General features: G+C 34.9%; 27 protein-coding genes. 9 read left to right on the top strand and 18 right to left on the bottom strand.

Annotated features, from left to right (window positions below; genetic code table 11):
• Positions 1–45: 45 nt before the first annotated feature.
• Positions 46–465, bottom strand: a complete 420-nt coding sequence (locus tag H9635_RS08305) for a flavoprotein (RefSeq protein ID WP_191699719.1) — start codon at positions 463–465, stop codon at positions 46–48.
• A 113-nt stretch (positions 466–578) separates the two neighbouring features.
• Here H9635_RS08305 and H9635_RS08300 point away from each other — a divergent pair, with 113 nt between their 5' ends.
• Together H9635_RS08300 and H9635_RS08295 are read left to right on the top strand one after the other, a co-directional pair.
• Positions 579–1181 carry a hypothetical protein gene (locus H9635_RS08300; protein ID WP_191699718.1) on the top strand — a complete coding sequence of 201 codons (603 nt, stop codon included), beginning with the start codon at positions 579–581 and terminating at the stop codon, positions 1179–1181.
• A gap of 56 nt (positions 1182–1237) precedes the next feature.
• Positions 1238–1834 (top strand): YdcF family protein, encoded by a 597-nt coding sequence (locus tag H9635_RS08295; RefSeq protein ID WP_191699717.1) that lies wholly within the window; start codon positions 1238–1240, stop codon positions 1832–1834.
• Between the two features lie 45 nt (positions 1835–1879).
• On the opposite strand, the gene H9635_RS08290 is transcribed toward H9635_RS08295, so the two are convergent.
• The 4 genes from H9635_RS08290 to H9635_RS08275 all read right to left on the bottom strand — a co-directional run bounded on the left by H9635_RS08290 (position 1880) and on the right by H9635_RS08275 (position 5551).
• Entirely contained in the window at positions 1880–2182 is a 303-nt protein-coding gene (locus H9635_RS08290) for a 4-aminobutyrate aminotransferase (RefSeq protein WP_191699716.1), read from the bottom strand.
• Positions 2183–2210: 28 nt separating this feature from the next.
• On the bottom strand, positions 2211–2495 hold the full coding sequence (locus H9635_RS08285) for a hypothetical protein (protein ID WP_225231196.1): 285 nt from the start codon (positions 2493–2495) through the stop codon (positions 2211–2213).
• A 270-nt stretch (positions 2496–2765) separates the two neighbouring features.
• Positions 2766–3770 carry an AbaSI family restriction endonuclease gene (locus H9635_RS08280; RefSeq protein WP_191699714.1) on the bottom strand — a complete coding sequence of 335 codons (1005 nt, stop codon included), beginning with the start codon at positions 3768–3770 and terminating at the stop codon, positions 2766–2768.
• A gap of 239 nt (positions 3771–4009) precedes the next feature.
• The gene (locus H9635_RS08275) at positions 4010–5551 is read right to left on the bottom strand and encodes a histidine kinase N-terminal 7TM domain-containing diguanylate cyclase (protein ID WP_318245193.1); all 1542 of its coding nucleotides are present in this window, start codon (positions 5549–5551) and stop codon (positions 4010–4012) included.
• Positions 5552–5871: 320 nt separating this feature from the next.
• Here H9635_RS08275 and H9635_RS19465 point away from each other — a divergent pair, with 320 nt between their 5' ends.
• Both H9635_RS19465 and H9635_RS08265 read left to right on the top strand, forming a co-directional pair.
• The gene (locus H9635_RS19465; RefSeq protein ID WP_191699888.1) at positions 5872–6660 is read left to right on the top strand and encodes a methyl-accepting chemotaxis protein; all 789 of its coding nucleotides are present in this window, start codon (positions 5872–5874) and stop codon (positions 6658–6660) included.
• A 282-nt stretch (positions 6661–6942) separates the two neighbouring features.
• Entirely contained in the window at positions 6943–7170 is a 228-nt protein-coding gene (locus H9635_RS08265; RefSeq protein WP_191699712.1) for a hypothetical protein, read from the top strand.
• Positions 7171–7175: 5 nt separating this feature from the next.
• Here the strand turns inward: H9635_RS08265 and H9635_RS08260 are convergent, their stop codons facing one another.
• The 3 genes from H9635_RS08260 to H9635_RS08250 all read right to left on the bottom strand — a co-directional run bounded on the left by H9635_RS08260 (position 7176) and on the right by H9635_RS08250 (position 8279).
• Entirely contained in the window at positions 7176–7415 is a 240-nt protein-coding gene (locus H9635_RS08260) for a hypothetical protein (RefSeq protein WP_225231195.1), read from the bottom strand.
• Between the two features lie 102 nt (positions 7416–7517).
• Complete coding sequence (locus tag H9635_RS08255) at positions 7518–7787, bottom strand: hypothetical protein (protein WP_318245192.1); 270 nt, start codon at positions 7785–7787, stop codon at positions 7518–7520.
• 51 nt (positions 7788–7838) lie between these two features.
• Positions 7839–8279, bottom strand: coding sequence for a GNAT family N-acetyltransferase (locus tag H9635_RS08250; protein ID WP_191699710.1), 441 nt, complete (start codon positions 8277–8279; stop codon positions 7839–7841).
• Positions 8280–8481: 202 nt separating this feature from the next.
• Here H9635_RS08250 and H9635_RS08245 point away from each other — a divergent pair, with 202 nt between their 5' ends.
• A complete protein-coding gene (locus H9635_RS08245) occupies positions 8482–9345 on the top strand; it encodes a phosphotransferase family protein (RefSeq protein WP_191699709.1) in 864 nt (287 codons plus the stop codon).
• Positions 9346–9377: 32 nt separating this feature from the next.
• Here H9635_RS08245 and H9635_RS19460 read toward each other — a convergent pair whose 3' ends face one another.
• Complete coding sequence (locus tag H9635_RS19460) at positions 9378–9914, bottom strand: TetR/AcrR family transcriptional regulator (RefSeq protein ID WP_191699708.1); 537 nt, start codon at positions 9912–9914, stop codon at positions 9378–9380.
• Between the two features lie 149 nt (positions 9915–10063).
• Between H9635_RS19460 and H9635_RS08235 the strand changes: the two genes are divergently transcribed.
• Complete coding sequence (locus H9635_RS08235) at positions 10064–11461, top strand: DHA2 family efflux MFS transporter permease subunit (protein WP_191699707.1); 1398 nt, start codon at positions 10064–10066, stop codon at positions 11459–11461.
• 33 nt (positions 11462–11494) lie between these two features.
• Here the strand turns inward: H9635_RS08235 and H9635_RS08230 are convergent, their stop codons facing one another.
• The gene (locus H9635_RS08230; protein WP_191699706.1) at positions 11495–12037 is read right to left on the bottom strand and encodes a D-glycero-alpha-D-manno-heptose-1,7-bisphosphate 7-phosphatase; all 543 of its coding nucleotides are present in this window, start codon (positions 12035–12037) and stop codon (positions 11495–11497) included.
• Between the two features lie 253 nt (positions 12038–12290).
• Here H9635_RS08230 and H9635_RS08225 point away from each other — a divergent pair, with 253 nt between their 5' ends.
• Positions 12291–12545 carry a GlsB/YeaQ/YmgE family stress response membrane protein gene (locus H9635_RS08225; protein WP_191699705.1) on the top strand — a complete coding sequence of 85 codons (255 nt, stop codon included), beginning with the start codon at positions 12291–12293 and terminating at the stop codon, positions 12543–12545.
• A gap of 60 nt (positions 12546–12605) precedes the next feature.
• On the opposite strand, the gene H9635_RS08220 is transcribed toward H9635_RS08225, so the two are convergent.
• Positions 12606–12941: a multidrug DMT transporter permease gene (locus H9635_RS08220; RefSeq protein WP_225231194.1), complete on the bottom strand. Its 336-nt coding sequence runs from the start codon at positions 12939–12941 to the stop codon at positions 12606–12608.
• Between the two features lie 147 nt (positions 12942–13088).
• On the bottom strand, positions 13089–13484 hold the full coding sequence (locus H9635_RS08215) for a hypothetical protein (protein WP_191699704.1): 396 nt from the start codon (positions 13482–13484) through the stop codon (positions 13089–13091).
• A gap of 239 nt (positions 13485–13723) precedes the next feature.
• Between H9635_RS08215 and H9635_RS08210 the strand changes: the two genes are divergently transcribed.
• Together H9635_RS08210 and H9635_RS08205 are read left to right on the top strand one after the other, a co-directional pair.
• Positions 13724–14503, top strand: a complete 780-nt coding sequence (locus H9635_RS08210; protein WP_191699703.1) for a transglutaminase-like domain-containing protein — start codon at positions 13724–13726, stop codon at positions 14501–14503.
• Between the two features lie 25 nt (positions 14504–14528).
• Positions 14529–14819, top strand: a complete 291-nt coding sequence (locus H9635_RS08205) for a cell division protein FtsK (protein ID WP_318245191.1) — start codon at positions 14529–14531, stop codon at positions 14817–14819.
• A gap of 65 nt (positions 14820–14884) precedes the next feature.
• Here the strand turns inward: H9635_RS08205 and H9635_RS08200 are convergent, their stop codons facing one another.
• The 6 genes from H9635_RS08200 to H9635_RS08175 form a co-directional block, all read right to left on the bottom strand.
• Positions 14885–15370, bottom strand: coding sequence for a hypothetical protein (locus tag H9635_RS08200; protein ID WP_191699701.1), 486 nt, complete (start codon positions 15368–15370; stop codon positions 14885–14887).
• A 172-nt stretch (positions 15371–15542) separates the two neighbouring features.
• Entirely contained in the window at positions 15543–16013 is a 471-nt protein-coding gene (locus H9635_RS08195) for a YtxH domain-containing protein (RefSeq protein ID WP_191699700.1), read from the bottom strand.
• Positions 16014–16318: 305 nt separating this feature from the next.
• Positions 16319–16777, bottom strand: coding sequence for a DUF2262 domain-containing protein (locus H9635_RS08190; RefSeq protein ID WP_191699699.1), 459 nt, complete (start codon positions 16775–16777; stop codon positions 16319–16321).
• Between the two features lie 251 nt (positions 16778–17028).
• Positions 17029–17586 carry a hypothetical protein gene (locus tag H9635_RS08185; RefSeq protein WP_191699698.1) on the bottom strand — a complete coding sequence of 186 codons (558 nt, stop codon included), beginning with the start codon at positions 17584–17586 and terminating at the stop codon, positions 17029–17031.
• A 228-nt stretch (positions 17587–17814) separates the two neighbouring features.
• A complete protein-coding gene (locus tag H9635_RS08180; RefSeq protein WP_191699697.1) occupies positions 17815–18666 on the bottom strand; it encodes an alpha/beta fold hydrolase in 852 nt (283 codons plus the stop codon).
• Positions 18667–18788: 122 nt separating this feature from the next.
• Positions 18789–19067 (bottom strand): hypothetical protein, encoded by a 279-nt coding sequence (locus H9635_RS08175; protein WP_191699696.1) that lies wholly within the window; start codon positions 19065–19067, stop codon positions 18789–18791.
• Positions 19068–19113: the final 46 nt, after the last annotated feature.

Here is a 19113-nt window from a genome sequence, read left to right as displayed (position 1 = left end):
ATAACAGGAAAAACTCCGCTTATTTTTTTCTCAAAAGTACCTTAGCTACAGAATCGTACCGGGGAATTCATTTTTACTCAAAACGCCTGTTTCTATGTAACTTCTTATTAATGTCCAATCATCATTTTCTTGTTTTTTAAACGTTTGAAAAAATAAGCTAACACTCTCTAATCTTTTTCCATCAATGATTAATGTAGCTGATATGATCGCCATCACTTCATCTTCTCGTAATGGAATTATTGAAACCTCATTTAAATCCCAGCTATTTCCCTCTCTCTTAACAAAATTAAACCCCTGTTCCCATCCAGCTATAGACTGTTCATAACCAAAGTCTACTACTTCACCAGCTGAAATCTCCCTTGCTTTATAATCTTTAGAAATTATCCTTTTCATGTCTGATAACGATGAATTTCGCCAAATATTTAAATACGAATCAAGAAAATGGCGGAATGAGTTTTCTCTCAAAATAAAACACCTCCTAATTAAATTTCTACCACCTTAATATTAACTGAATTTTCATGAAACTTTAATGGGTTTTTAACGACTAATTTAGAAAAGGCGGTGAAAGGTATTTGAAATTGAAATTTTTATCTGTAGCTATATCATTATTGTTGCTATTTGGTTGTTCGTCTAACATAGAAGGGGCAGAATTAGCAGTAGACTTGTCTGACATTGAACAAATGAATATCGGTGCTGAGATGCCAAGGCTTTTATATGCCGCTAACAACATAGTCGTTATGCAAGGTACTTTTGGAGTAGTCGTATTCAATATGAAAGATACAGTCGTGACTAATCGCATTTCATATGAACAAATCAAGTCATATGGCATTACAATGATGATGGCAGCTGTTTCGCCAGATGGTACAACTATCTTTATCGGAAATGATAATCTGTCGATGTCGTCTAATGAATTTATCTATACGCATCAATACGATATTCGTACGCGATTAATTAAAGAAACTACACAACAGCCATCAAATTTGTATAGTCCTAAAACAATTGAACAACCTGGTTTTCATAAGCAATACGACGATATAGAATATGGTACGAGTCACAATGTTGTTGAACTGGATCACTCATATATTTATTTACGTTCCTCATCTTGGGAAATGAAAGATCTACAAATTGTTCATTGCCCATTTGAAGAGGGTGAAAGTAAAGTTTTTGATGTGTTTGAATGAGGAATATACTAGGTGTTCGGGAATTACATTACTATTTTTAAAAGGACTGATTTCAATTGACCAAAAAGTTCGTGCTAAGATTGTTCATTGCCATAATAGTTATTTTTCTTATTTTCATATGCTATTCAGCTATTAGCATTTGGTCTTTTGGAAACAAAAATCAATTAGTTAAAACTGATGCAGCTGTAGTACTTGGTGCTGCTATTTGGGAGGATGAACCTTCTCCTGTTTTTCGAGAACGGATTAATCATTCTATCTGGCTTTATGAGAATAATTATGTAGAGAAAATTATCTTTACTGGTGGTAAGAGTGAGGATGATGAATATGCAGAATCAGAGGTAGCAAGAGATTATGCTATTAAAAACAATGTTAATTCAGAAGATATTCTTATTGAAACTAAATCAAAAATTACAGAAGAAAATTTAAAATACGCTTATGAAATCGCAAATGAGAAAAACTTGAAAACTTTTACTATTGTAAGTGACCCTTTGCATATGAAAAGAGCCATCTTAATGGCAAAAGATATTGGGATGGAGGCATATTCATCACCTACCCAAAGTTCAGTATATAAGACATTGAATAGTAAAGTGCCATTTTTCTTCAGAGAGTTGTTCTTTTATATCGGATATATCTTCAGTTTGCCATTTAGATAATTACTGCCAGACTAGGATATGCTGCTCTTTTCTTCCTGGAGATGATCATCTTGAGTTCTTTAAAAAGCGTTGATTTTCCTCTTTTGGTGACATTACAAACTTTGCATATATGTAAAAAGAAAAACTACCAAAGATCCCGATGGCAGTAATGGAATTTGATACCGGCATACTTGTTATACCGCTAATAATGTTTAATGTAAAAAACAATAAAATACCGAATAACGTAGCAGTCATCATCATATTTTTTCTTTTCAACTGTTTCCGAAATAAAGGATTCCCCCCACTATTTTCGCTAATTAACCCTGAAATGATGATAAAAACTACTGCATATCCTATAATGTCATCCATTGTATTTCCCCCCGTTCTCTTGCTGAATTTATGAGTAAAATTCTCTTATTTTTTCCGGCAAGGTTTTATTCATAATGAAGCCTGCTAAAGCCAATCCCATCAAAATAATTACAATCTCCAAAATGTTTACTAGCCAAGAAATTTGTACAGTATCCGTAAAATTGGAGCCACCAATAATGACAATCACAGCTGCAGCCCATGCAACTAAAAATCCTGCGCCAAACTGAACCCATTCTTTTTTTGAAAGCTGTTTAAAAAGGCTTCTGTTTTTATAAAATTTCATAATCAAAAATATCCAAAGTAATCCACTCATTATCAATCCAAACATTTACAATCCCTCACTTTAGCTAGTTCGTGTCGCTTAACAACTGGTATACCTCGGCCCTTAAAATAACGGTAGGAATTCCGCTTATTTTGAATTCCACCGAAAAATTAGCCTAAATAGACGGAGGAATTCCGCTTATTTACCGAAAAAGCACTTAAATATATGATTTTCTGAGGTGATAAACGGAAAACTTACCCTTATTTTACCCCCGAACAGCGGTCATCCAGCAAAGAGACGGAAATTCTCCGCTTATTTTTCCTAGCTGTAGTTGCTCATCAATTCATATGTAATATCCGCATCCTTATACCTCTCCTGAAAGCGCTCAAGTTCTTCCTTATCATAGAAGAATGCAATTTCTCGATTATTTTCTATAGCTTTTGCCACTTTCACATAAGCTACTTGATCCGATGCAAAATATGTCGGCATCGTTGTTGATATTCGATCATAGCATACTTTACCTAACTCTAGGGACCGTTTCGGATTCACTTTGTACCATCCTTTAAATACATATTCGAAGCCGCCAAATTCACTACGGACATGGGCAAATAATGCAAGTTCCTGTCTCAGCTCATCCAAACGTTTCTTCATATAGGAAGCATTTACTTCCGCATCAGTATGATACTCGGTGAAATATTGTTCATTCGCGCTTAACTCATTATCCCAATTCGCATTCGGATAAAACTTTAACGCTTTAATATCGATGGCATCCTGAAATTTGTGCTTGGCTCCGCTACCTTGCAACCCTTTATAGCCGGCTCCAAAACAATTACAGCAATCTTTTACCGTTTTGAATGCAACATGTTCAGTCGCATCAAGATACCCTCTTTGTACATAGGTCATTGGATTGTACTCCTGCTCAACATCCCACACCTGATAATCTATACGGTCAAACTGCTGACGAAGCGCTAAAACTATCTCATCAATCTTTTCATTCATTTCCTGCAAATCATTTGTCACCTTTATACGAAAGACTTCACATTCAATCGCTTGTACGATATCGTGTTGACGCATCGTATCACTCAGCACCATTTCATCTGATAAATGATATGGCTCATCTATTTCTACAATCGTATTAATTTGTGGAAAATAAATGTCGGCAAGCGCATATGTTTTGGTTGCCACATCACGGACAATGTATTGCTGGGTAATCATCTTCACATCCGAATTATTCAGCAAATGCCAAATACGAGATACTACATAATTTTCATCATTTTTCTTATTAGTTTTCGATAATTGTTTTTTTATAAAATTGTATTTCTTCATTTTTAGCTCCTGCAATGATGTGACTTCTGGTGGATTAAAGAAATAACGGTAGAAATTCCGCTTATTTTGAATCCCATCAGAAAATTAGCCTAAATAGACGGAGAAATTCCGCTTATTTAACGAAAACACACTTAAATATATGATTTTCTGAGGTGATAAGCGGAAAACTAACCCTTATTTTACCCCCGAACAACGGTCATGAAGCAAATAGACGGAAATTCTCCGCTTATTTTCCTAGCTCAATGAGAGGAGCGTACTTCCGCGCCCACCCCGAAAACCTTCACCCGATTGCGTCCTTCTTGCTTGGCAGCATACAAAGCTGTATCTGCTTTATGCAATAACTGATGTAATGTTTCCTCTGTCCAATCCTTCACCTCTGCAACTCCAATGCTTAACGTAACCGGAATATTTCCTTCCGGAGTAATAAGTGGTGCCTTCTCCACGCTTGTTCGAAGTCGGTTGCCTAATACTTCGCCCTCTGTTTCATTGTATCCATTTAGTGCAATGACGAATTCCTCTCCGCCATAACGAGCGAAACAGCTTCCTTCCTGCAATTGTCTTTGGCAAACATTTACTACGTGCATGATAACTTGGTCACCTACCTGATGCCCATACGTATCATTCACCCGTTTAAAATGATCGATATCTAGTAACATCACCGTAAACGGATAGACAGTTTCTTTGGCTGCCAAAAAATCCTGCTCGCATTGTTGTAAAAAGGCGCGGCGATTATAAATTTGTGTGAGCTCATCATAATAAGCCTGTTGCTCCAGTTTTTCCTGCAGCCTTTTGATTTCCGTTATATCCGTAAAGACTAAGAGTAAACCTTTTCTATTTCTCGCTTGCTCTAGTGGTGTCGTACGTACTTGATAAATACGCTCCCCATCATCTAACTTCAGTTTTAATTCCTGAATGTCTCCTACATCGGCTCCTAATTTAAAAGGTAAAGTTCCTCCTGTATGATCCGTCCATATTTCAACAAAGTTCTTACCGAAAAGTGAGTTATTCAAATGTGGGAGCATTGCCTTCGAGGCCTGATTGTACTCAATTAATCGAAAGGATTCATCCAATACAATTACGCCATCATTTATGCTATTAAAGATTTTGTCTTTAGCAATTGGCATAATGGTAAACAGACTGGAAGTGCTAATCGATAATAAATAAAGCAGAGAAGAAATCCATAAGATCATGGCTACGGGGTCAATTCCTGCAGGTGTAAATCCTGTCAAATAGAGAAACGCTGTTACCATAGGTATAAGCTGACCGAACATTAACGCAATTAATTGTGGACGATATGCCTTAGCCGTTTCTTTCCAATGAAAGATTAATAGTAACAAGGCAATAAACAAGGAGGCAAATGTATACATGCCATGCACCGTATACCAAATACCAATCTCCTGGTAAACGTAAGGAGCACCTAAATTCGGATCCAGTTCAAAAACACGATAATGCAGATGATGCCAACTGTTCGTCGCTACCATTAAGATCGTAATAAAAGGAATAAGCAGTATGAGCATACTTCTCTTTACCGTAAGTTTAACACCTAAATAGCTCATCACAAATAATAACCCTAATGGTGCAGACAAGGGCATTCCTAAATATAAAATGAAATTCCATAACTTTATTTGCTCAAGCGTCGTAGAAATTAAACTCATACCAGAAGCAAAACTGTAAATGCTTAGAGCTGCTGTGTAAAAGATAAAGTAATTTGCGATATTCGTATATTTATGGCGTTTGCTAAAGGCATAGAGACATAAGTACAAATTAAGTACTCCCGACATACAAACAAGCGTAATATACATGTACAATTGCGAGCCCACAGTTGGTTTATCCTCTCTAACATTTTTTTCTTTAAATGTAGCATATTATAAAAAATAAGTGGATACTTTATCAAATTATTATTTAAAAGTATTAAACTATATACTTCCTCAAATCGAAATAAAAATTTTACATATATTTCAATCTTTTTAAGCAAAATACTTTCGAAATAGCACTAAATTACTATATAATTAGATTTCCTAGTTAATAGGAAATTAATAATTCTTTATAAGGGGGTTTCTAAGGAGTGTTCTTTTCTCCGGGCGTTAACATAAGTACTCAAATGCTAAATGAAAAATCTGTGCTGGCTGCAATGGAAACAAATTTAGCAATGATTGAGTTCAACTTAAACAGAAAAGTAATTTGGGTAAATGAAAATTTTTCAGAAACATTAGGCTATACAGTTAATGAAATGAAAAATATGCAGCATGAGCAGTTTTGTACGACGGAGTTTAGAAATAGTAAAGAATATAAAGAATTATGGAATAACCTCAGTAAAGGGGTAAAGTTTCAATCAAAGATTCCACGGGTCACTAAATTTGGCAATATCATTTGGTTGGAGGCTACCTATATCCCCATTATAAATCCTGATGGTAAAGTAGAAGCCGTTCTTAAAATAGCGACTAATATTAACGAGCGTGAAAATACTACCAATAAAATTACTGCTGAATTAAAGGAAATGCCCATCGAATTAGTAAATCTCGTCGTTGAGAATTCTAATGAAAAAATACAGGCAGTAGAATCATTAAAGAATCACATTGATTTAATCACGGAAATTACTAAAACGATTCGCAATATTTCTAGGCAAACGAATGTGCTAGCGTTAAATGCAGCAATTGAAGCTGCCCGCGTAGGAGAACAAGGTCGAGGATTCAAAGTAGTAGCTGAAGAAGTGAGAAGATTGGCTGGTAATGTTGATGATGCCATTAAAAATGTCAATCTGAATGTTGAAACCATTTTAAAAGACGTAGGAAATGTCGGCAAAATTACTGACGACTTACAAAAAATTGTCCTAGAAACTCAATCAAAGTTTACTAAGACGATTGCAGAATTTGAAAGTGTAATGAAATAAAATATTTGTTTTCCACATAAGGGCACAATTCATAAGGAATTGGGCTTTTTTGATTTAAAGATGGGAGGAAAAGTACACGATGATAGTATTTCTAGTAATTAGTCTTTATTTGATGCCTGTTTTAGCTATTATATTTTGTGTTAATTTAGTAATTATAATAAAGAAAGTTAAAGAAGGCTTACCTACTACTTTCAATACATTTTTATTAACAGCGTCATTTGTTTTAATTGTATGGAGTATTGCTGTAACATCTTTTGTTAACTAACAATATGGAGGCTTAAAATGAAATTCTTCAGAAAGATGGCTAAGGTTGAGCAGAATAATTGGAGAAAAGGAGCCATCCTCGGTTTTTACACTTATATGCTGCTATTATTTATAAATTATGTTTCCTCACTAATATTTGAAAGTGAGCCTCTTACTTCCGGCGTAATCTTTTGGACTGGATTGTTAGTAGCTTTTGGGTATGAGTTTATACTTAATTTTAATTCTAGAATAAAAGCAAAAAATTAAATGGATTAATCCAATTTAAAATTACCGTTTTGTAGAAAGAAGCTAAACATAGCACTGATTGTTATTGAAATGACAATTTTGATGAGGAAGTTGTTTGTAAGTCCTTCCATAACATATCCCTTAAATTTTTGTAGTTCTGTTGCTTCTGGCATCCAATCAATAACGTACCCAATCCCTAACATCGTAGGAAGGCTAATCAATATATAGATAACGATAAAACTAAGAAGAAACGTCTTGATACCCAAAGTATTGAACCTCCATTCCTCTATACATTCCAAAGCACCCCATTTGTTCTAACAAGGCGGTGCCGTTTGTTTTGGATACGTTATTAATCCTTATTACACTAATTAGAAATATAAAAAATATGTTAAGGAACCTACTAACACCATATACACACTATTTCTAATCCAAATGATTTTTTTACTTATCCCTGCTTTTTTTTCTAAGTAATTAATATAGTTAAATGTAAGTACAAATCCAATAAGTATTATTAAATATCCTCTAGGTTCATTTACTTCAACAATATACTTCATTATAGCCAAAGCAATGAGTGTGATTCCGATTGTGACCAAAATCATATAAAAATAGAGAATTTGCTTATCTTTTTTCAAGACCACCCCTCCATAACCGTATCCTATGCTGATTATGGAGGAGAAAGACACTAAGACCTATTTTTCCGTTATGTACAACCGCATATAAAGATAACCATCCTCCACATCGTCTGTTCTTTCAAAGCCGATGTTGCTCCAAAATTTTTGTGCAGTAATGTTTTCTAGATTAACTGGTGCGGAAATCCTATGTGCATTGAATTCTTTACACAAATACTCAATACAAAGCTTAGCCGCTGCTGATCCATAGCCTCTTCTTTGAAACCGGCTATCTATCATAAAATTGATGATTTGGGGGTTATTTTCGCCAATATACATTGAAACAAAACCTACCATCACATTATCGGCATAAATTGCAAAAGGGCGGGAATCATCATAAAACACCCACGCTTCGGCTAATGACCATGCTACAGAATCTACAAAGTCCACATTGGTATCAATTGTACGCAAATTTAAACATTCTTCATAATTGTCCTGATTAATTGTTCTTAACTCTAGCAAAGCGGGACCTCCTTTCCATCATAGTGAAGACTTTTTTGATCTCACACTAATTACCTCACCTAAATTTTAAAAAGTTCATGTGTAAAATTATACCATTTAAAGACTGCAAGCTGTTATACTTAAACGTACGGATTTGAGCAGTTTAACAGAATTTAGTGGCTCTCATTTAGATTGCGAGTTAATAATAAGGGAGGTTTGTTTGTTGTTAAATAGTTTAATTGATCGATTTGGGCTGCAAGTGCAATCTGTTAGTGATGTGGAAAATTCTCATAGTTCTACCGTCTATAAGTGTACATTAAAAAATGGGGAAAACGTTTTTTTGAAAATCCCCTATACGAAATTGAAATGGCAGCGCGAATTGGAAGCTTATGAGGTTTTGAAGGGGCGTGTTGCTATTCCGGAAATGTTGGATTACTGGTCTGGTGATGATGCCTGTCCCGGCGCTTTTTTATTGTCTGAATTAAAAGGAAAACCATTAACAACAGATGTTTTACCAACCGTAGCATTTCAAGTAGGTGTCCTACAAGCTACTATGCATACAGTTCGTCCGCCAGAGGGGAAATTGTTAACCGGCATACAAAATGAATTTTCAAACTGGTCTCATTTTATCGAAAAACAATTTTATGGCTTTGCTGAGGATGTGATTACTGTTGTGGACGAACATTTGTACAGGAAAGCCATTGAAAAGTTTGAGGAAATGAAGCAGCAACTCCCTCCTCATGATGGACCTAGCTTTGTACATATGGATTTCCGGCCGGCCAATATTATTATTGACGGTGATCGAGTTTCAGGCATGATTGATTTTGAAAGCGTTCGCTTCGGTTCCACTGAAATCGATTTCACCAAATTGAACCGTGATTTCCTAAGCTTCAACCCCGCTTTCTATGAGGCATTTCAGGAAGGCTATAAAAGTATTAGACCGCTCATTGATTTAGAGACTGTCTTACCGTTTTATTCATTTATAGATGCCTTCAATAGTATTGGTTGGTCTAAGCGTCGAGGTATTGAAAAAAACGCTGTGTTTTTAGAAGAAAACTTAGCTAAATTAAAGACTTTTGTAATGTGAAAAACATAGTGCCGAGTTGTTATCGCTTGGCACTACCGCCTATTCATCAACTCTATTTGTTCTGATATGTCTTGTGCGGATAATTCATTTTCATATTGCAGCCACCACATAATGACTCCAATAATCGATGCTGTTTTTACATCGCGATCTATGTAAAAGTCTCGCTTCGGTTTCATCGGATTGCGTCGCCGCGCCGTAATCAGTTCTTTAAATAGTTGAAATAAATGGCGTTCGACCGCTTCTTGTTGCCCAAGCACTGTAATCATTGACCAATGCTTTTGCAAATAATGGAGTAAATCGACGACTTGCTCTTGTCTTGAACTATTTCTTTCGTGCATCAGCGTACTTATTTTAACTGTTAGCTGCTTTAAAATTTCATCCGTCATTTGTACCTGTAAGTCTTCTAGATCCTTGTAATGTAAATAAAATGTCGTCCGATTTAGTTTGGCTTGCTTCGTTACCTTTTGTACGGATAATTGATGCAGCTGATTCCCTTCTAGCAAAAGCTCCATTAATGCGTCCTTTAATAGTTGCTGTGTTCGTAAAACACGCGGATCTTCATATTGCACTGCTTCCCCTCCAATTTTTATCGACAATTTTTCCCGTTTTGTCTACTACTATACACTTCGTCTACGATTGTTCATGGTCAACTTGTTATACATCTTGTTATGATATTTTATAGACATAGTGTCTATAATATAATTGGTTAGGAGACTTTATGCAAAACGAAATATCACCTAAAACGAAAAAACTGCTTGTGATTATTTTAATTGTCGGCTGCTTTTTCTCTACATTAAATCAAACGTTACTGAACGTGGCACTTAGTGAATTGATGCAAATTTTTAGTGTCACACCCGCCACAATTCAATGGTTAGCAACAGGCTTCATGCTCGTAAATGGTGTACTTGTGCCCATTACAGCATATTTAATGAAGCGTTTTTCAACACGTAAAATGTTCATTAGCTCGATGGTCTTTTTACTAGTTGGCTCCATTGTTGCCGCATGCGCACCAAATTTTGGCACACTATTAGCAGGGCGCATGATTCAAGCTGCAGGGGCTGGTATTATTTTACCGCTCATGATGACGGTTATCGTTTATTTATACCCGGCAGAGCAACGTGGGGCGATTATGGGGAAAATGGGCTTTGCGATTATTTTTGCCCCTGCCATTGCACCAACTGTTGGCGGCTTTATACTTGAGTTTGTTTCTTGGCGTTATTTATTTATCATGATGATTCCTATTTCAGCTGCCATCATTGTATTGGCGCTTAAATACATGATTAACATAGAAGAAGGTTCAAAAGTATCGCTCGATTTTACAAGTGTTATCTTATCAACGATTGGCTTCGGTGCCTTGCTTTACGGATTCAGTAGCGCCGGGAGCCGAGGCTGGGGTGACTGGCTCGTCCTAACAATGATTTTAATCGGGGTAGTAGGCATTTATTTATTTAGTCGCAGAATGCTCGCCTTTAAGGAACCGTTACTCAACTTACGCGTGTTCTCGTACAAAATGTTTACGATGACAAGCATTATTAATATCGCGATAACTGTACTTATGTATGCGGATTTAATTTTGCTGCCGATTTTTTTACAGGATGGGCTTGGCTTTAATCCGTTTATAGCAGGCTTAATTTTACTACCTGCCGCGATTATCAATGCATTCTTATCCCCTGTTACCGGTAAATTGTTCGATCGCTTTGGGGCAAAACCGCTCTTTATCATCGGGACCGTACTCATTGCCTTCTCAATGGTACTAGTCATTGATTTAACAACTACGATGTCCGTGACGTATATCGTGATGCGCACCATTTTATTACGTGTCGGATTAGCATTCATTACGATGCCGCTTAACACAGCTGCCTTAAATGCATTACCAAAAGAGCTTGCTTCCCATGGTTCGGCTGTTAATAACACAGTCCGTCAATTAGCCGGAGCCATTGGAACAGCGATTATCGTAACCATTTACACAATACAGTTAACTAACGTATCACTTGCTTCTAATGAAGGCTTTGCTACGGCAGCAGGCAACACCTATATATGGATGCTAGGCCTAGCCATCATCGCGATTGTTCTTACGTTCTTTGTACCATCTAAAACTGTGCAAACGAAGGCTTAATTTAACCATTCTATAAAACCTACAGTGAAATTTTCACTGTGGGTTATTTCCTATCTTTAAATCCTGAATAATCCATTGTGCTGCCTCTTTTAAATTTGGATACACTGCATCTGCTAATGGATCGTGCTTCCCAATAAAAACCGTTCTTGTGCCCGCTTTTTTACCTGCTTGAATGTCCGTATCCGTATCTCCAACCATGTATGATTGTTCAAGGTCAATTTTGAATTTTTTGCCTAAATCTACAATCATTTTGCTATTTGGTTTTCTACATTTACACCCAGCCTTTGGTTTATGTGGGCAATAGGCAACCTCATGAATCGTGGCTCCCTTTTTCTCCAATTCAGCTACCATATGGTCATGAATTTTATGTAATTGCTTTTCCTTCATAAAACCTAATCCGATTCCACCTTGGTTTGTTACGACGAACACATAATCAAAATAGTCATTTAAACTTTTAATTGCTACTTCTACACCAGGTAAAAAATAAAATTGCTTCGGTTCGTTTACAAATTTCACTCGATGTGTCAGAACCTCATTTATTACGCCATCTCGATCTAAAAAAACTGCCCTTTTCAATTCAATCACACCTTTTATTTTTATTCTTAGTATGTTAAAAAATATCGGCTTTACGCAGTGTTATTTCAGATATCCTATAATTAAGTGTGACTATCCATTTCCAAACCTTTTAATCTGGTCTCAAAGAAGATAAGGTACATAGCTTCTTTTCGTTATAAAAATAATTTTTTCTCCTTAAAGTTTAAACTCGTTAAATAAAGGTTATAAAACACTATGGCGAAATATTTTAAATAAAAATTAGGAGATGAATAGTATGAGTTTCATTTGGTTTTTAGTAATTGGCGGCCTTATCGGTTGGCTTGCAGGTGTAATTTTGGGGAAAGATGTCCCGGGCGGAATTATAGGTAATATTATTGCAGGTATCGTTGGTGCTTGGATTGGTGGTATGCTACTAGGAAGCTGGGGGCCAAAAGTTTCAGATTTCTATATCGTCCCAGCTATCATTGGAGCAGTTATACTTGTATTCATAGTAAGCTTCATTATGAAATCAATGCGCCGAGCTTCATAAGCTAAATAATTTTAAAAAATGGTCCTCTACAATTTAATTTGTGGAGGACCTCTTTTATTTTTATTTAACAGTCTTCGAAAAAGGGTTCGAGCGCATAACCAATGTAAACCAAACGGCAAACCCAAAATAAATTAATGTCAAAATAACGTATACGAAATGAAACTGCTCCGCTAACTGCCGGATTAGAGCAAAAAAGACAACGATGTAATGTATCAGATTTCCCAATACGACAGGTTTGTTATAGATGCCGCCGATCAGGGACGAACGTGTAAACCAGTTCAACATTGCAAACCCTAAATATAGCCCCCCGATGATTTGTAGAAGAATGAGAGTAACGGGTGAAGGATCAATCCCTAATATTTTTGAAATTTCTTCAGGAAGAAAGGTTCCTGCCAACCCCAAAAACCCCATTACCACGGCACTACTACTCAAAAGCCATTTTGTTTTTATTTTGTTTCCCCTTTTCATTTAATCTTGGAATTCTTTAAACAGCCATCAGTGAATTGTAAACAAGGTGTTAGCTTCAAACCGAAATAAGACCTTTTACCAATCTGGTCCATCATCAGAATCACTCACTTTAAGTGTAAATGAATTGGGATTTAAATTGTTTTTTTTAACTAATTCATAGAAAATTGATTTTATTTCTTCTTGCGTTGCTTCTGTCACTTCTTTGTTTGATAGGATAATTTTCATCTGAATATCCTCTTTCGAATAAGCAGCAATCATAATACTATATCTATAACCTTTTTCTGATAATTCATTATGCACTTGATTTACGATTCCATTATCTTTATATAGGAAAGTTTCCATCTCCTCAGAGCTTACTGTAGATGAAAATTCAGATTCATTTCCTTTTGATGAAGAACTATTGATAATTAAGAAAGCTCCTACAAACAAAAATATGACAGCTCCGATTAAAGTGATTCCAACCTTTTTCATTTTATCCGCTTCCTTTTTTATTCTAAGGATATGACTGAATAAGAAGAAATAAACTCACTTCATTTGTCTAAAAGACTCTTTTAAAGAAAATAATCGCATTCCTTGTTTGAATCGCGTCCAATTTTTTATATTGTCCTCTATTATATTCAAATATCTAACCTGGTGTTTTTCTTTAAGAATCGAATGCCTAAAATTTGGACAAATGGTAAAATATTTAAAATAAAGGAGTGGTATATTAAATGTCTTTCAACACAACTATTTCTAATCAAATAAGCGACAGAATAATGGGTGCAACAAAGGAAGATGAGAAAGTAAAATGCATCTTCTCCTGGATCAATGATGAATTTGAATGGATTGAAACGGACTATCAGGAAAGAACTGTGGAAGAAATCTTAATACGCAAGGCTGGGAACTGTGCGGAACAGGCGAAGGTCGTTGAAAAAGTTTTAAACCATATAGGAATAAAAACACGTTGGATTTTGGAAATAAACTCACAGCCGGAATGGGAGGATCGACAAAAGTTTTCTGAAAATCTCATTGAAAAGGATGGGAATTTCTACTCCATTTTTGGATGGAACCATAATGACCATAGATGGATTGAGTATTACAACAAAGATTCTAACCGGTGGATTCCTATAGATACAGCTTTTGGTGTATTTGGTATGAAGCATTGGTTAGAAACGAGGATTAGTTTTTCTTCAGAATCTATACCAACCTCGCAACAAATAATACCTTTTTGTATTGTTGCACTGGATTCAGCTAATGCTATTTCCGAGGAACTCTCAAGTTTTTACCTCATTGAACAATTCGATAAGTATTATAATGGGTTATTAAGTCAATCAGCAGAATGGGCCGAGTGGAAAATGTTGATAAATCAACTTACGAAGTTAGGGATAGCCACTTACAATAGTCATCACAACCTTCATAAAAATCAAGGTGAGATAAAGCAGTTTACAAACCTTTATTCAAAGTTAAAACACGAAGTTTTGAAAAGTCCGGTGATTAATGAATATCTTTAAAAAAACAATTAATTTTCTTAACAAAATGAAACACATTGATATTTGGGGAGACAACGATGTGGAGCAAACCAAGTATAGTAAAAATATTAAAAATCAAAACCCTTATGGCATGATAGGTCTTGTTATGAGTGGATTTGCATTCCTGTTTCCACAATATGGACTATCCTTCCTTACGCTCATTTTTTGTATATTAACCTATTTTACATTCGATAAGGAGAAAGAAGATAATCCTTGGCCATTTTATCTTGGTATTATCATTTCATTAATAGGAATAAAAATGTTTATTACAGGTGAAATTCATGTAGTAATCATTTAATAATATTACCACGATAGTAAACAAGGTCACTTAACTCCTGGAGAGCAGTGACCGTTTTAATATTTTCACCCGTTAGGAAAAGCCGCATCTTCTAATAACTCAAATAAGTTACTGTCATTAGAAATTTTATAGTACAAATGATCACTATCGTTATCATATTCATTGGCGAATACTAATATTTTTTCAGTTGAATCGAGATATAACTCATACAGTTTATTTAATGTAATATAAACAATATAGTCGTAATCATCGAGCAATTTATCTGGCTTTTGTATTTTTTCAAACCTAGAGTTTTCTATAGCTTGTATAATTGCAGATTTATCATCATCTGACAGTTGCAGTTTTTTTAAATATTTATTCGCATTTTCAAAGTCAATATAGGAGCCGTTCACATCTAGGTTTTTTGATTTAAAATCTACATCATTAAAAACTTCGTCACTGGCCAATATTTCGTTTTTGCTTTTAAAAGGAAAGACAGCGACTACTATTACAATTAGAGCTACGATAAACAATACGCCTATTCCATAGATTTTTTTATTTTTGATTATCATTCATCATCACACCTCATTTTCTTTTATATTCAAATAGTAACTCATTTTTCCTTATTTTGGATTAAAGATGTAGAATTTCTTCCGATTACCGTTTCCTCGAAACAGAAAAAGACACTTTCCTTTAAAGAAAAGTGTCCTGATGTAAAGATTATTTGCTTTCAAATTGCTATGCCTACTTCTTTGCACCTTGATTTTGACCATTACTACTATCGATCACTTCTTCGCCGGCTTCTTTCACTTTCCCGCTAATTACCTTTAAGTCCGTCTTGGCTTCCTTTGCTTGGGCAAGAATTTCACTTGATTCTTCCTTTACTGTACTAACTGGGATAATAATGTTCTCGTTTACTTTTTCATAAAGATTTTGAGCATCGCTTATAGCTCCTTTAAGAACAGAAGAAGCGGACTTCAGTCGTTCTTGCAAGTCATCCTTCACTTCTGAAGGATTATTTTTGACATGGCTATACATATCCAGTGTCGAATCTTTCATATTTTTTGTTGTGGTAGTTACTTTGTTTCGTGTCGTTGAATCAAGCAGTGTCAGCGCACCACCAATAATTGCTCCTAACACCATACCTTTTAAAAGCTTCCCATTATTTTCGTTTTCAGTGGTCGTCGATACATCATTATAAGAAGTTTGTGTCATATTTTATGCTCCTTTATATTTTGATTTGTTCTCTTACTCCTTAATTGCCCGATATTTTTTCCATTTAAACTATTTAAGAAATTTCAGCTATTCAAAGTATGAGCCATATGATGATATTTTTATTTCAAACCAGCTAGTAAAATCCCTTCTTTTTTAACTTTAATCCTCCACTATTTCAATTGATGGATTTTGTAAATTTTCCCCTCATTAGAAAACAACAAAAATTCTGCAAAAGAAAACGCAATTCCTTTTCAAGAATTGCGCCCTATAATTGAATATCAAATAAACTATTTAGCTATTTAAAACTACACATCTGCATTTAATAACTTGTAATCATTATCAAAATAGGCATGTATTCTGTGTCCACCAAATAAATCTCCATCATAATATTCACAGTATATATCATCTGCTCTAATTTCAATTGCATAGAGGGTAATTGCTTCGGCAAATTCTTCTTTGGTTATATCATATTCCCCTGCATCTACAGCATCCCAATTTAGATTTTCATCATCCTCATCATACTCGGGCCAAAAATCATTTTTGTAATTAATTAATTTCTCTGTTATGGCTATTTTAGCCTTTTGCTCGAATTTCTCTAAGAATGTGAAAAGTTTTTCTGCTCTTTTAATCATCTCATTTTTATCAACCAATTCATTTCTTATGTTTAATGTCCAAAGTATTTCCCCATTACTTGCCTTAAATGTTTTACAATCCTCATCATATGCAAATACCCCAATTAATTCACTTTTTATTGATTTTTCCATAGCCCAATCCCCTTCATAAATAGTCTATTTTATTTTACTTAAGAAGTGTCCTCAATTAAATAGCCCTATAACGGAAAAAACGCGATCTTCTTTTTGAAGAATCGCGCCCGATTGTTGAAGAAGAAAATTTTAGTTGAACATCATGTTAAGAACTTTACTTCATGATAAATAGCTCATACCTTTACTAATAAAAATTGCCCCTCCATTATTAGACCAAATCTAACAATGGAGGGGCAGTTCGTATAAGGGCATTACTTTTTTTCCCGTTCAATAAATTCCACATTATTTTCTTTAGCTACCCTATAAATTTCACTTTTATCTTCGTGCAAGAACTGACCATTTAAAGGAATTCGAATAGAATCTCCTTCAACTGAAGTGAAAATGTATTCTTCATGCTTACCTATATCATCGACATAATATTCGAGAACTACTTCTTCGATTTCAGACCATTGAAACGTTTTTTCGTCAAATAATTTATTTGAGACCACTTGTTCTTTTCCTATATATGTGTAACTTAAAATCGATAAGTAGAAAACAAAGAGTCCACCTGCAATAACAATACTTGATAGGCTAAAAGTGAGTTTGTTCTGTTTAATTACCGGAATCATTAATCCGATAAATAAAATAAAACATGCAGCCATTACTAGTCTAAAATTGATTTCTTCCGGATAGAGTATGATTGCCAATCTATCAAATAAAAATGTTTGTACATAGAACATAGGAAATATTGCTCCAACAACAGGTATGCTGATAAGGGCTACTATGGCGAGCACTAAAAAGATTAGACGAGGCGAGTAATGAGTTCGCATTTAAATTCCCCCTTAGGTATTGTCCCTAACTAATTATACGGTTAAAATAACATAAAGTTTCATTTTTTAAATTAATTACCAAATTATCCTAAAATTATCTTTTTTACCAACTAAAAGTTAATCCACCTTTAATAAAAATTTTATTCCACAATCTGGCCCTTTAATTAAATAAAGCACTTTCCTTATTCAGAAAAGCGCCTGATCTTTCAGTTAACTTTAATTTATATACTATACATGCTTAAGTGTCTTGGTAGTTTCTTCAACAAAGTCCTTAAATACTTTCTCTTCTTCAACAAACGGAAAGTGATTGGATTGTTCGAAGATAGTTAATTCAGCGTTAGGGATGAGCTCAGCAATTTCAACACTAAACTCAACTGGACATTGCGCGTCATATTTCCCGCCAAACACATAGGTATCTACATCAATTGTCGGCAGCTCTTTACGTAAATCAAATGACTTTACTGCTACTTTTCTAAAGTAATCCAGTGCTCGACCAACAGTACGCCCACTATTCGGAATTGTGAGGGCCTGTTTTAGGTTTTCTTCACTAGTAAAGGACATCAACGCCCATTCAAAATCCAGTTTTTTTCGTATTTCTTGTGGCGTATTCGGATCATTTAAACTCTCCATTATTTCGATAATCCGATTAAAATTTTTATTTTCCATACAGTAAATGCTATTTGGATGGGCTGCGTAAGCTTTACTTGCTGCACTGGAACCGCAAATGCATTTTGTTAAAGATTGTTGCTTTAATACAGCATATTGTAAGGCAAGCATGCCTCCTGTTGAATGCCCTGAAAAAGCCCATTTTGAAATATGTAATGCTTCACGAATCGCTTCTAAATCTAAAATAATTTCTTCTAAAGTCATTTGCTCATCCGCTTCAATACCATCTGAATTACCTGCACCACGGACATTTATTAAAAATACTTGATAATGCTCTGTGAATGGATTAGCAAACCAACTGCCTTTTTCATTAAACGCACTGTAAAAATGCGTAATAGCAAGAGGCTGACCGCTTCCCTTTACAAAATATTCGAAAGTACCTCTGGTTGTTTCAATCAACTTTTGTTCCCACATCTTGACGCATCCCCTTCGTAACAGCCTGTAATATTCTTACAAATACTATTATACTCTTTTAGAGAAAGTTCAATAAGAGAAATATCTATATTACTGCAGAATCGCGAAGATCTCTATTTAATTTATGGATCTAGAAAACCTATTGTTGCCATAATAAATATAACAAGATAGCCAATCAAACCAAATATATTCAAGCCTACTAATGTAAGTCTTACATATCCTTTCACACCGAACATGGCAAAGATTATCCCTATAATACCTAATCCAAATGGTAAGTATAAAGTAGGTCCTATAATCAAATCAAAAATTTTTCTTTCAAAATGAAAAGGCATTTGTGTAAACGATGAACTTATTACTAGAAAAAGAAATGCGGATAATACTGAAAAAAATACTTTTAACAAACAATCACCCCATCGATTGAAGATTTTATTAACTTATATCCAGTAC

The sequence above is a fragment of the Solibacillus faecavium genome, from assembly GCF_014836905.1.
In the GTDB taxonomy this organism is placed as follows: Bacteria; Bacillota; Bacilli; order Bacillales_A; family Planococcaceae; genus Solibacillus; species Solibacillus faecavium.
Note: the sequence above shows the minus strand (reverse complement) of the source record. Positions and strands in the feature narration are given on the sequence as shown.